This is a genomic window from Lysinibacillus louembei, assembly GCF_033880585.1.
In the GTDB taxonomy this organism is placed as follows: domain Bacteria; phylum Bacillota; class Bacilli; order Bacillales_A; family Planococcaceae; genus Metasolibacillus; species Metasolibacillus louembei.
The window spans coordinates 1,868,515-1,880,538 of record NZ_CP137624.1; the positions used below are offsets into that span (position 1 = coordinate 1,868,515).

The following is a 12,024-nucleotide window of genomic DNA, read 5'->3' on the forward strand; positions in this document are numbered from 1 at the left end:
AGTAAAAAGCCAGCAGGAAAAAATCTTGCTGGCTTTTCATTTTACTTCTTTTTATTATACGCTTGATCAAACTCTTTACCTTCTAATGTAGGATCTAAAGTTAGTGGCTCATTGCAATACATGCACATATCTACACGACCTAATACTTTCGTATGTTTGCCACAGCCTGGGCATACAACTTGTACAGCGCGGGTTGATAATAAGCCAATCCAGCCATAAACAATAACGCTACCGAAAATACATATTAATCCTAACGTCATAAAAATGATTACTAAAATTGGATTTTCTCTAAAGAAAATAGCTCCATACATGACAACGAATCCGATAAAGATAAGTGCCAATGCAAATGAGCGAATTTTATTTATTTTATTTTGATATTTTTTCATTGTAATTTGCCTCCCTACTTACTATAACATACAATGAAATTATTTTAGAATGAGAATTATGTGAATTTGAAAGGGATTCTTATAATTGTTGTCGAAAGAACATTAACAGATAATAAATTATCGTTTGGAGGGAAGTATGATGGAGCAAATTTTACGTCCAATTTATCAGGAACGTGCGAGCCATCCTGATACACTAGGAATTATTTTAATAAACAAAAAAGAAAATGCATTAAATATTACAAATACATTTGATTCTGTACTTCTTATTATTGTGAAAGATCAAGATAGCTCTATTTTCACGAAGCATTATATGTATGGCGATAAAAAAATGGTAATGCATATACTAACGGAGAAACGCTTGAAAAAATGGTTATTTGTAGGCTCACATAAGCGATTAGTAGATTGGCTATTTTTCGGGAAGGTCATTTTTGATCGTAATGAGTTTTTATATAAGCTCCGTTCAGAGTTACAGGAGTTTCCTTTCTTTGGACGTAAAATTAAAACGGGAATTCAATTTAGTAAACTTATTCGTCGTTATTTAGAGGGGAAAGAGTTTTTTGAAAGCGGAAATTATTTAGATTCTTATAGTCATGTTGTGGAATCATTACATCATTTAGGTCGATTGTCGATTATTGATAATGGTTTATATCCAGAAGTAACTGTTTGGGCGCAAGTAAAGAAGATTGAACCAGCAATTTATAAATTATATGAAGAATTAGTAATGAGTGATGAAAGCTTAGAAAAACGCTTAGAGCTACTCTTTTTAGCAATTGAGTTTTTAATTAATTCAAGAACGCAGGATGCGGCGCAGCATATTTTAGAAATTATGGTGACACAACCATCATGGACAATTCAGCAATTACATGAGCAAGAAGAGCTTTCCTTATATTCAACAGAGCTAGAAGTGTTTGTCGAGTATTTGGTAGACAAGGAATATATTTTAGTTGAGCCAACCTTGGCGAAAAGTGAGTCAGTGTTCCATCGCAATTATGTAGTTGATCGACAATTTGTAGAAAGCAAATATAATTTAGGGAAAGTATGATTGCTTTGAAGCGCTAAAACAATAGCTTAATTTAGGCAAGCATGCTATTATAGATGCTTGCTTAAATGTTTGAAAAAGAAATATAAATATATTTTGTAGAAACCTATATATAGGAAGTTATTCTGTATTTGAAAAATATTTATATGAAAGTGAAATTTTTTTAGAAAAATAGTTGACTTGTTTTCAATAAATATTGTATTATATTAAATGTCGCTAAGACATCGCATTTAAGACTCAAACGAAATAAAAAACTTTTAAAAAAGTGTTGACAGTATGAAACTTAAATGTTAAATTAGAGAAGTCGCTTCAAACGGAAGTGATGAAATGAACCTTGAAAACTGAACAAGCAAGACGTGAATGAATAAAACGTTTCATTTAATAGATGAAACACAATTTTGGACATCATTAAGATGCCAGCAAATGTTTTACTGTATCGAAAGCGAAAGCGGCAGATACAAATTTGAGCTTAACTCAAATTCTTTTTATGGAGAGTTTGATCCTGGCTCAGGACGAACGCTGGCGGCGTGCCTAATACATGCAAGTCGAGCGGGCGTTACTTTGGTGCTTGCACCGAAGTAACGCTAGCGGCGGACGGGTGAGTAACACGTGGGCAACCTACCTTGTAGATGGGGATAACTCCGGGAAACCGGTGCTAATACCGAATGATACTTTTGAACACATGTTTGAAAGTTGAAAGATGGTTCTGCTATCGCTACAGGATGGGCCCGCGGCGCATTAGCTAGTTGGTGAGGTAATGGCTCACCAAGGCGACGATGCGTAGCCGACCTGAGAGGGTGATCGGCCACACTGGGACTGAGACACGGCCCAGACTCCTACGGGAGGCAGCAGTAGGGAATCTTCCACAATGGGCGAAAGCCTGATGGAGCAACGCCGCGTGAGTGAAGAAGGTTTTCGGATCGTAAAACTCTGTTGTAAGGGAAGAACAAGTACAGTAGTAACTGGCTGTACCTTGACGGTACCTTATTAGAAAGCCACGGCTAACTACGTGCCAGCAGCCGCGGTAATACGTAGGTGGCAAGCGTTGTCCGGAATTATTGGGCGTAAAGCGCGCGCAGGCGGTTCTTTAAGTCTGATGTGAAAGCCCCCGGCTCAACCGGGGAGGGTCATTGGAAACTGGGGAACTTGAGTGCAGAAGAGGAAAGTGGAATTCCAAGTGTAGCGGTGAAATGCGTAGAGATTTGGAGGAACACCAGTGGCGAAGGCGACTTTCTGGTCTGTAACTGACGCTGAGGCGCGAAAGCGTGGGGAGCAAACAGGATTAGATACCCTGGTAGTCCACGCCGTAAACGATGAGTGCTAAGTGTTAGGGGGTTTCCGCCCCTTAGTGCTGCAGCTAACGCATTAAGCACTCCGCCTGGGGAGTACGGTCGCAAGACTGAAACTCAAAGGAATTGACGGGGGCCCGCACAAGCGGTGGAGCATGTGGTTTAATTCGAAGCAACGCGAAGAACCTTACCAGGTCTTGACATCCCGTTGACCACCATGGAGACATGGTTTTCCCTTCGGGGACAATGGTGACAGGTGGTGCATGGTTGTCGTCAGCTCGTGTCGTGAGATGTTGGGTTAAGTCCCGCAACGAGCGCAACCCTTGATCTTAGTTGCCATCATTTAGTTGGGCACTCTAAGGTGACTGCCGGTGATAAACCGGAGGAAGGTGGGGATGACGTCAAATCATCATGCCCCTTATGACCTGGGCTACACACGTGCTACAATGGACGGTACAAACGGTTGCCAACCCGCGAGGGGGAGCTAATCCGATAAAACCGTTCTCAGTTCGGATTGTAGGCTGCAACTCGCCTACATGAAGCCGGAATCGCTAGTAATCGCGGATCAGCATGCCGCGGTGAATACGTTCCCGGGCCTTGTACACACCGCCCGTCACACCACGAGAGTTTGTAACACCCGAAGTCGGTGAGGTAACCTTTTGGAGCCAGCCGCCGAAGGTGGGATAGATGATTGGGGTGAAGTCGTAACAAGGTAGCCGTATCGGAAGGTGCGGCTGGATCACCTCCTTTCTAAGGATATTTTCGGAATATCTCCTACGGGAGATACCATTCACGACTTGCTGTTCAGTTTTGAAGGTTCATCCTTTGATGAATACTTCAAACCATTGTTCTTTGAAAACTGGATAAAATGACATTGAAAGCAACAAGTTTAAAATAGATCAAGTAATTGATCGTGTAAGTTCTGAAATCTTATTTCTTTACTGAAATAAGTTGTAACTAGCAAACAAGAAGGTTTCGAGATACGAGCAAGACAAGGAAACTGCTTGAGAGAATGAAGGAGCGTACCTTTGTACGTGACTGAATGAGCGAAAGTAGTTGACGCCGTATTGCGATGTAGATCGAAAGCTGTAGGTTAAGTTATTAAGGGCGCACGGTGGATGCCTTGGCACTAGGAGTCGATGAAGGACGGCACTAACACCGATATGCCTCGGGGAGCTGTAAGTAAGCTTTGATCCGGGGATTTCCGAATGGGGAAACCCACTATGTTTAATCGCATAGTATCCTTACGTGAATTCATAGCGTATGGAAGACAGACGCAGGGAACTGAAACATCTAAGTACCTGCAGGAAGAGAAAGAAAATTCGATTCCCTGAGTAGCGGCGAGCGAAACGGGAAAAGCCCAAACCAAAGAGCTTGCTCTTTGGGGTTGTAGGACACTCTATACGGAGTTACAAAGGAATGAAGTAGATGAAGCGACTTGGAAAGGTCCGCCAGAGCAGGTAAAAGCCCTGTAATCGAAAGTTCATTCCCTCCAGAGTGGATCCTGAGTACGGCGGAACACGTGAAATTCCGTCGGAATCCGGGAGGACCATCTCCCAAGGCTAAATACTCCCTAGTGACCGATAGTGAACCAGTACCGTGAGGGAAAGGTGAAAAGCACCCCGGAAGGGGAGTGAAAGAGATCCTGAAACCGTGTGCCTACAAGTAGTTAGAGCCCGTTAATGGGTGATAGCGTGCCTTTTGTAGAATGAACCGGCGAGTTACGATAACGTGCAAGGTTAAGCTGAGAAAGCGGAGCCGCAGCGAAAGCGAGTCTGAATAGGGCGAGTGAGTACGTTGTCGTAGACCCGAAACCAGGTGATCTACCCATGGCCAGGGTGAAGGTAAGGTAACACTTACTGGAGGCCCGAACCCACGCACGTTGAAAAGTGCGGGGATGAGCTGTGGGTAGCGGAGAAATTCCAATCGAACCTGGAGATAGCTGGTTCTCTCCGAAATAGCTTTAGGGCTAGCCTCGTGATAGAGAATACCGGAGGTAGAGCACTGTTTGGACTAGGGGGGCATCTCGCTTTACCGAATTCAGACAAACTCCGAATGCCGGATATTTATGCACGGGAGTCAGACTGCGAGTGATAAGATCCGTAGTCAAGAGGGAAACAGCCCAGACCACCAGCTAAGGTCCCAAAGTAATCGTTAAGTGGAAAAGGATGTGGCGTTGCTTAGACAACCAGGATGTTGGCTTAGAAGCAGCCATCATTTAAAGAGTGCGTAATAGCTCACTGGTCGAGTGACACTGCGCCGAAAATGTATCGGGGCTAAACGATTCACCGAAGCTGTGGATTGACATCTACGATGTCAGTGGTAGGAGAGCGTTCTAAGTGCGTTGAAGTCAGATCGGAAGGACTGGTGGAGCGCTTAGAAGTGAGAATGCCGGTATGAGTAGCGAAAGACGGGTGAGAATCCCGTCCACCGTATGACTAAGGTTTCCTGAGGAAGGCTCGTCCGCTCAGGGTTAGTCGGGACCTAAGCCGAGGCCGACAGGCGTAGGCGATGGACAACAGGTTGATATTCCTGTACTACCTCCCCACCGTTTGAGTAATGGGGGGACGCAGGAGGGTAGGGTAAGCAGAGCGTTGGTTGTCTCTGTTCAAGCAGTAAGGCGTGTGTGTAGGCAAATCCGCACACTGATACGTTGAGCTGTGATGACGAGTCCGTATGGACGAAGTTCCTGATCTCACACTGCCAAGAAAAGCCTCTAACGAGGTGGGAGGTACCCGTACCGCAAACCGACACAGGTAGTCGAGGAGAGAATCCTAAGGTGTGCGAGAGAACTCTCGTTAAGGAACTCGGCAAAATGACCCCGTAACTTCGGGAGAAGGGGTGCTCTTGAGCGTGCAAGCGCATGAGAGCCGCAGTGAATAGGCCCAGGCGACTGTTTAGCAAAAACACAGGTCTCTGCAAAACCGTAAGGTGACGTATAGGGGCTGACGCCTGCCCGGTGCTGGAAGGTTAAGAGGAGTGGTTAGCGCAAGCGAAGCTATGAATTGAAGCCCCAGTAAACGGCGGCCGTAACTATAACGGTCCTAAGGTAGCGAAATTCCTTGTCGGGTAAGTTCCGACCCGCACGAAAGGCGTAACGATCTGGGCACTGTCTCAACGAGAGACTCGGTGAAATTATAGTACCTGTGAAGATGCAGGTTACCCGCGACAGGACGGAAAGACCCCGTGGAGCTTTACTGTAGCTTGATATTGAATTTTGGTACAACTTGTACAGGATAGGTAGGAGCCAGAGATCTCGGAGCGCCAGCTTCGAAGGAGGCGTCGGTGGGATACTACCCTGGTTGTATTGAAATTCTAACCCATGCCCCTTAGCGGGGCAGGAGACAGTGTCAGGCGGACAGTTTGACTGGGGCGGTCGCCTCCTAAAAGGTAACGGAGGCGCCCAAAGGTTCCCTCAGAATGGTTGGAAATCATTCGTAGAGTGTAAAGGCACAAGGGAGCTTGACTGCGAGACCTACAAGTCGAGCAGGGTCGAAAGACGGGCTTAGTGATCCGGTGGTTCCGCATGGAAGGGCCATCGCTCAACGGATAAAAGCTACCCCGGGGATAACAGGCTTATCTCCCCCAAGAGTCCACATCGACGGGGAGGTTTGGCACCTCGATGTCGGCTCATCGCATCCTGGGGCTGTAGTCGGTCCCAAGGGTTGGGCTGTTCGCCCATTAAAGCGGTACGCGAGCTGGGTTCAGAACGTCGTGAGACAGTTCGGTCCCTATCCGTCGTGGGCGTAGGAAATTTGAGAGGAGCTGTCCTTAGTACGAGAGGACCGGGATGGACATACCGCTGGTGTACCAGTTGTCGTGCCAACGGCATCGCTGGGTAGCTATGTATGGACGGGATAAGTGCTGAAAGCATCTAAGCATGAAGCCCCCCTCAAGATGAGATTTCCCATTACGCAAGTAAGTAAGATCCCTCAAAGACGATGAGGTAGATAGGTTCGAGGTGGAAGTGTGGCGACACATGGAGCTGACGAATACTAATCGATCGAGGACTTAACCACATTCTAAACTTGTTTCAATGACCGTTTATCCAGTTTTGAAAGAACAAGAAAATACATACTTGACTTTAATAGAAAATATGGTATAATAATTCTTGTCTTTGAAAATAGTCTAGTGATGATGGCAAAGAGGTCACACCCGTTCCCATACCGAACACGGAAGTTAAGCTCTTTAGCGCCGATGGTAGTTGGGGGTTTCCCCCTGTGAGAGTAGGACGTCGCTAGGCTAACCTTAAATTATTCCGAAGTAGCTCAGTGGTAGAGCAACCGGCTGTTAACCGGTTGGTCGCAGGTTCGAGCCCTGCCTTCGGAGCCATCTTCTTGGAGAGTTGTCCGAGAGGTCGAAGGAGCACGATTGGAAATCGTGTAGGCGGTTAACACTGTCTCAAGGGTTCAAATCCCTTACTCTCCGCCATCCTTAAAACAACTATTATTGGCCCGTTGGTCAAGTGGTTAAGACACCGCCCTTTCACGGCGGTAACACGGGTTCGAATCCCGTACGGGTCACCACTTAAATATGGAGGATTAGCTCAGCTGGGAGAGCACCTGCCTTACAAGCAGGGGGTCGGCGGTTCGAACCCGTCATCCTCCACCATTATTATATTATTATCGCGGGGTGGAGCAGTTCGGTAGCTCGTCGGGCTCATAACCCGAAGGTCACAGGTTCAAATCCTGTCCCCGCAACCAAAAGGTCCCGTGGTGTAGCGGTTAACATGCCTGCCTGTCACGCAGGAGATCGCCGGTTCGATCCCGGTCGGGACCGCCATTTAAATAAATATAGTGGGTCAGTAGCTCAGTTGGTAGAGCATTAGATTGAAGCTCTAAGTGTCGGCGGTTCGATTCCGTCCTGACCCACCATTATCCTTAATGCCGGTGTAGCTCAGTTGGTAGAGCAACTGACTTGTAATCAGTAGGTCGTGGGTTCGACTCCTATCGCCGGCACCATTTGGAGGGGTAGCGAAGTGGCTAAACGCGGCGGACTGTAAATCCGCTCCTTAGGGTTCGGCGGTTCGAATCCGTCCCCCTCCACCATTTGATTTATCTGAATAGGGGCATAGTTCAACGGTAGAATAGAGGTCTCCAAAACCTTTGGTGTGGGTTCGATTCCTACTGCCCCTGCCAGATTTTTTTGTTACGAAATTTAATTATGGCGATTGTGGCGAAGTGGTTAACGCACCTGATTGTGGTTCAGGCATTCGTGGGTTCGATTCCCATCAGTCGCCCCATTTTATTTTAAAAGAATTTTATATTGTGGCGGTTGTGGCGAAGTGGTTAACGCACCTGATTGTGGTTCAGGCATTCGTGGGTTCGATTCCCATCAGTCGCCCCATTTTTATAATTATAAGTTGTTGGGGTATAGCCAAGCGGTAAGGCAACGGATTTTGATTCCGTCATGCCTAGGTTCGAATCCTAGTACCCCAGCCATTTGCGGAAGTAGTTCAGTGGTAGAACACCACCTTGCCAAGGTGGGGGTCGCGAGTTCGAACCTCGTCTTCCGCTCCATTTTAAGGCGGCATAGCCAAGTGGTAAGGCACAGGTCTGCAACACCTTTATCACCGGTTCAAATCCGGTTGCCGCCTCCAATTTATATAAAATTGGAGATTTTTTTCTCTTTTAACATAATAGTTTGCGGAAGTAGTTCAGTGGTAGAACACCACCTTGCCAAGGTGGGGGTCGCGAGTTCGAACCTCGTCTTCCGCTCCAAATTTGCCTTTGCCAGTATGGCGGAATTGGCAGACGCGCGCGACTCAAAATCGCGTTCCTTCGGGAGTGTCGGTTCGACCCCGACTACTGGTATAATTTAAAGCATTGATATAAAGCACTTCACAAATACATGTGAGGTGTTTTTTTTGCATTCAAGATGTTAGATATAAATAATAAGGGTATGAAGCTTAGCATTTTCTTAAACAAAATGGCCGTTATCGGTAAAATACCGATAAGCAGCCAGTCAGTAAATTATAACGTAGGATAAAGGAAACTTGGACGGCCCCAGAATCTTTGCTTCGCCATTGTATTTATAAATCTGTTAGCAAAATTCTCTTCTGCATCAGTTACAATTCCCTCATCACTTGAGAAGCTTAGTGATTTAAGTATAGCCTCACCATTTTGAATAATGCCGATAGGTTTGAAATGGTTGTAGATATCGGTTGTAAATTTTTGAGCTGTATAAGCAAAATGTGTAGTGATATTGCCACTTCCAACAATAAGAATACCATCATATACAAGTGGAGAACCTGTTAAAAAGCTATCATGTACTTCATATGATACACCTTCAGTTCCGCTTACTTGCCCTAATGTTTCATGCACAATTACCACTCTTAATTTCGCTGCTGATAATTCATCCAATAGCTTACTTACACTAGGACCATCGAAGCCTTCAGCTAAGAATACCGCAACACGCAATGTATCAGGTACAAAAATCGTATTTTGGAGACTAAGCGCTGGGGAGGATTTTATAACCGGAGACTCCTCCACATCAGGCACTGTAGTACCTAATTGCTTGGAAACGCTGTGTGCCAATTCGCTGCTAATATGAGCAAGTATATTCACCCATTCCTGTCGTACAAATGGTCCGCATTTTCCAAGCTCGAAGCAATAGGCACCAATGATTTGACGCTTTTCCATGTCACTCATACTATTCCAAAACATTTTCGCTTGAGAGTAATGATCATTAAATGATGGAGCTGTTTTTCTCACTTTATGCCCTTCTACTGTTGCAGGATAAGTGACGAATCCACCCTGTGTGCCTGGTACTGTATATGGTGTATTATTGGCAAGCCCATTTCGATGATAAGCAACCTTTCCACGATCGATAATCATCCTTGATGCGCCATCACGCTGGTTATTAGCAAATGGACATACTGGACGATTGATAGGCAGTTGTTGGTGATTCGCACCAAGTCGAGCCTGTTGAGTGTCTGTATAGGAGAATAATCTTCCTTGAAGAAGTGGATCATTTGAAAAATCAATGCCCCGCACAATATTCCCAGGATGAAATGCACTTTGTTCAGTTTCTGCAAAGGTATTATCAACATTACGATTAATAATGATTTTACCGATTTTACGTAAAGGGAAATCTTCTTCAGGCCATAATTTTGTTGGGTCTAATATATCAAAATCAAAGGCAAATTCATCCTCTTCTTTCATCACTTGAATGGCTAGTTCATATTCAGGATAGTTGCCAACTTCAATATTTTCCCACAAATCTCTACGATGGAAATCAGCATCAGAACCAAGGCGTTGTGCTTCATCCCATATTAATGAATGTACACCAAGCAACGGCTTTATATGAAATTTAACAAAGTGAGATACACCATCCTTATTCACCAAACGGAAAGTGTGTACACCAAACCCTTCCATTGTTCTAAAGCTTTTAGGAAATGCACGATTAGATGCGATCCATAAAGACATATGGGCAGTTTCTTTGTTGTTCGCCATAAAGTCCCAAAATGTATTGTGTGCTGTTTGCCCTTGTGGATATTCATTATCGGGCTCTGGCTTAACCGAATGAATTAAATCAGGGAATTTGATTGCATCTTGAATAAAAAATACGGGCATATTAATAGCAATTAAATCATAGTTACCGTCATCCGTATAAAATTTAACGGAAAATCCACGAACATCACGATTTGTCTCATTACAGCCTTTGGATCCAACAACTTGTGAAAAACGTACAAATAATGGTGTTTTTTTATTAGGGTCTTGCAAAAAATCAGCCATTGTTAAGTCTGATAATGATTCATATAGCTGAAATTCGCCATGAGCCCCATATCCTCTTGCATGTACGACACGTTCAGGAATACGCTCACGATCAAAATGTGCTAACTTTTCACGTGCAAGAAAATCTTCAATCAGTGTCGGTCCACGTTCGCCAGCTGTTAATGAATTTTCATCATCAGAAATCGTAATACCTTCATTGGAGGTCATTTTCTTTCCTTCAGATTCATGAATAAACTGTTCTAATTGCTCACGTTTTTTATTAGACGAATTTGTGTTATCCTTCAAGCTTTTCTCACCTCAAATAAATTATTATTTCGGTAAGAAGTATGCCCTATATTCTGAGTTTATATGCAGCATGCTATGAGTCAAAGGAAGAAATATCGAGCTCTAATATCTCTATTTCTAGGCCATAACGCTCATGACGAAGGGTAGTATGGTTCATTGACTTTTAAAATGCATTAACATAAAATTTCCTTATTCATTAAGTAATGTCAGTAATCTATGGAGGGATATGTATGACGGAGGAAGAAAATTATGAGGCACCTGGCTGGGATGCTATTGATCAAGCTGTAGAAAAAATATATGGTGAGCAACAGCCAGCTCACTATGGCACAATGATTCCATACGCGCTTGGTGGAAATGATCCATTAGACGGTATAAGCGTTTATAAGAGTGAGCAGCCTATAGCACATTGGCATTTTGTTACATATGGCTTTTCAGAGCTATATGAAAAGGAATCGGATAATGTTGAAGTTAGTGGCTATGGCTTTGAATTAACATTTCGTTTAGCAAGGGACATTGCGGAGGAAGAGCCGCCAGCTTGGGCGCTTAATTTATTGCAAAATATGGGGAGATACGTATTTAGCAGTGGCAATGTATTTCGCGCAGGGGATTACTTAGATGCGAATGGACCGATTTGTCTTGATGCTGATACACAATTAACAGCGCTTGCTTTTATTGAAGATTTAGAGCTTGCTACAATGGATACAGCGAATGGGCAAGTTCAATTTTTACAGATGATAGGGATTACAGCAGATGAGCTTGAAGCTGTTCAAACTTGGAATACAAGAGGTTTACTAGAAGCTTGTCAGTCATATATGCCTTACTATATTACGGATTTAGAGCGAGCATCAATGGTAACGATACAAGAGGTGCAGGATGCTATAGAGCAAGGAATTAAACAAGATGGTTCTAGCACAGGTTATTTATACAATGAACAGCTAGCGTGGAGCTCAAGCGAGACAAAGTCAGCTATATTAACGATTGGTGCTAAGCAAGCAAATATCATAAAGAAAACATTAAATGGACGCCTTTTAAAAAATAAGTCACTTATCCTTGTAGGACAGCAAGCACAAATTACTTTGAATATTGGCGATATACCTGTAATAGAAGAAAGTGAAGAAGGTGTAGAAATTACACTTCATCATGCTGCATTAGAGGAATTGAATACGATACTAGAACCTAAGGAAAAAACAGTGAGTCTTTCTACGTTTAAAAGCTTAGAGATTCATATTATACCTACCTCTATAAAAGACCAGGATGGCAATATTCTAGAAACAATAGGCTAAAGAAAA

The 12,024-nt window shown here is 44.0% G+C and carries 4 protein-coding genes, 17 tRNA genes and 3 rRNA genes; 22 read left to right on the forward strand and 2 right to left on the reverse strand.

Annotated features, from left to right (window positions below):
- Nucleotides 1-41 precede the first annotated feature (41 nt).
- A complete protein-coding gene (locus R6U77_RS09180; protein WP_293927339.1) occupies nt 42-386 on the reverse strand; it encodes a YgzB family protein in 345 nt (114 codons plus the stop codon).
- Nucleotides 387-525: 139 nt separating this feature from the next.
- Here R6U77_RS09180 and R6U77_RS09185 point away from each other — a divergent pair, with 139 nt between their 5' ends.
- The 21 genes from R6U77_RS09185 to R6U77_RS09285 all read left to right on the forward strand — a co-directional run bounded on the left by R6U77_RS09185 (nt 526) and on the right by R6U77_RS09285 (nt 8,527).
- The gene (locus tag R6U77_RS09185; RefSeq protein ID WP_293927493.1) at nt 526-1,428 is read left to right on the forward strand and encodes a nucleotidyltransferase-like protein; all 903 of its coding nucleotides are present in this window, start codon (nt 526-528) and stop codon (nt 1,426-1,428) included.
- Between the two features lie 481 nt (nt 1,429-1,909).
- A 16S ribosomal RNA gene (locus tag R6U77_RS09190) occupies nt 1,910-3,464 on the forward strand.
- A gap of 341 nt (nt 3,465-3,805) precedes the next feature.
- Nucleotides 3,806-6,733, forward strand: a 23S ribosomal RNA gene (locus R6U77_RS09195).
- A gap of 108 nt (nt 6,734-6,841) precedes the next feature.
- Nucleotides 6,842-6,957 (forward strand): 5S ribosomal RNA (gene rrf, locus R6U77_RS09200).
- The 16S, 23S and 5S rRNA genes sit together here with 17 tRNA genes alongside, the layout of an rRNA operon.
- Nucleotides 6,958-6,971: 14 nt before the next feature.
- Nucleotides 6,972-7,046 (forward strand) — tRNA-Asn (locus tag R6U77_RS09205).
- A gap of 7 nt (nt 7,047-7,053) precedes the next feature.
- A tRNA-Ser gene (locus tag R6U77_RS09210) sits at nt 7,054-7,145 on the forward strand.
- A gap of 20 nt (nt 7,146-7,165) precedes the next feature.
- Nucleotides 7,166-7,240: transfer RNA gene (locus tag R6U77_RS09215), tRNA-Glu, on the forward strand.
- A 9-nt stretch (nt 7,241-7,249) separates the two neighbouring features.
- Nucleotides 7,250-7,325: transfer RNA gene (locus R6U77_RS09220), tRNA-Val, on the forward strand.
- A gap of 15 nt (nt 7,326-7,340) precedes the next feature.
- A tRNA-Met gene (locus tag R6U77_RS09225) sits at nt 7,341-7,417 on the forward strand.
- A 3-nt stretch (nt 7,418-7,420) separates the two neighbouring features.
- Nucleotides 7,421-7,496 (forward strand) — tRNA-Asp (locus tag R6U77_RS09230).
- Between the two features lie 16 nt (nt 7,497-7,512).
- Nucleotides 7,513-7,588, forward strand: a tRNA-Phe gene (locus R6U77_RS09235).
- Between the two features lie 11 nt (nt 7,589-7,599).
- Nucleotides 7,600-7,675 (forward strand) — tRNA-Thr (locus R6U77_RS09240).
- 3 nt (nt 7,676-7,678) lie between these two features.
- A tRNA-Tyr gene (locus tag R6U77_RS09245) sits at nt 7,679-7,762 on the forward strand.
- A 16-nt stretch (nt 7,763-7,778) separates the two neighbouring features.
- Nucleotides 7,779-7,852 (forward strand) — tRNA-Trp (locus R6U77_RS09250).
- A gap of 28 nt (nt 7,853-7,880) precedes the next feature.
- Nucleotides 7,881-7,956: transfer RNA gene (locus R6U77_RS09255), tRNA-His, on the forward strand.
- A 28-nt stretch (nt 7,957-7,984) separates the two neighbouring features.
- A tRNA-His gene (locus R6U77_RS09260) sits at nt 7,985-8,060 on the forward strand.
- Nucleotides 8,061-8,080: 20 nt separating this feature from the next.
- Nucleotides 8,081-8,155: transfer RNA gene (locus R6U77_RS09265), tRNA-Gln, on the forward strand.
- Between the two features lie 3 nt (nt 8,156-8,158).
- Nucleotides 8,159-8,233, forward strand: a tRNA-Gly gene (locus R6U77_RS09270).
- A 6-nt stretch (nt 8,234-8,239) separates the two neighbouring features.
- A tRNA-Cys gene (locus tag R6U77_RS09275) sits at nt 8,240-8,313 on the forward strand.
- Nucleotides 8,314-8,359: 46 nt separating this feature from the next.
- Nucleotides 8,360-8,434, forward strand: a tRNA-Gly gene (locus R6U77_RS09280).
- Between the two features lie 11 nt (nt 8,435-8,445).
- A tRNA-Leu gene (locus tag R6U77_RS09285) sits at nt 8,446-8,527 on the forward strand.
- A gap of 159 nt (nt 8,528-8,686) precedes the next feature.
- Here the strand turns inward: R6U77_RS09285 and R6U77_RS09290 are convergent.
- Nucleotides 8,687-10,735, reverse strand: coding sequence for a catalase (locus R6U77_RS09290; protein WP_319838249.1), 2,049 nt, complete (start codon nt 10,733-10,735; stop codon nt 8,687-8,689).
- Between the two features lie 230 nt (nt 10,736-10,965).
- On the opposite strand from R6U77_RS09290, the gene R6U77_RS09295 reads away from it, so the two are divergent.
- A complete protein-coding gene (locus R6U77_RS09295) occupies nt 10,966-12,018 on the forward strand; it encodes a suppressor of fused domain protein (RefSeq protein ID WP_319838250.1) in 1,053 nt (350 codons plus the stop codon).
- Nucleotides 12,019-12,024: the final 6 nt, after the last annotated feature.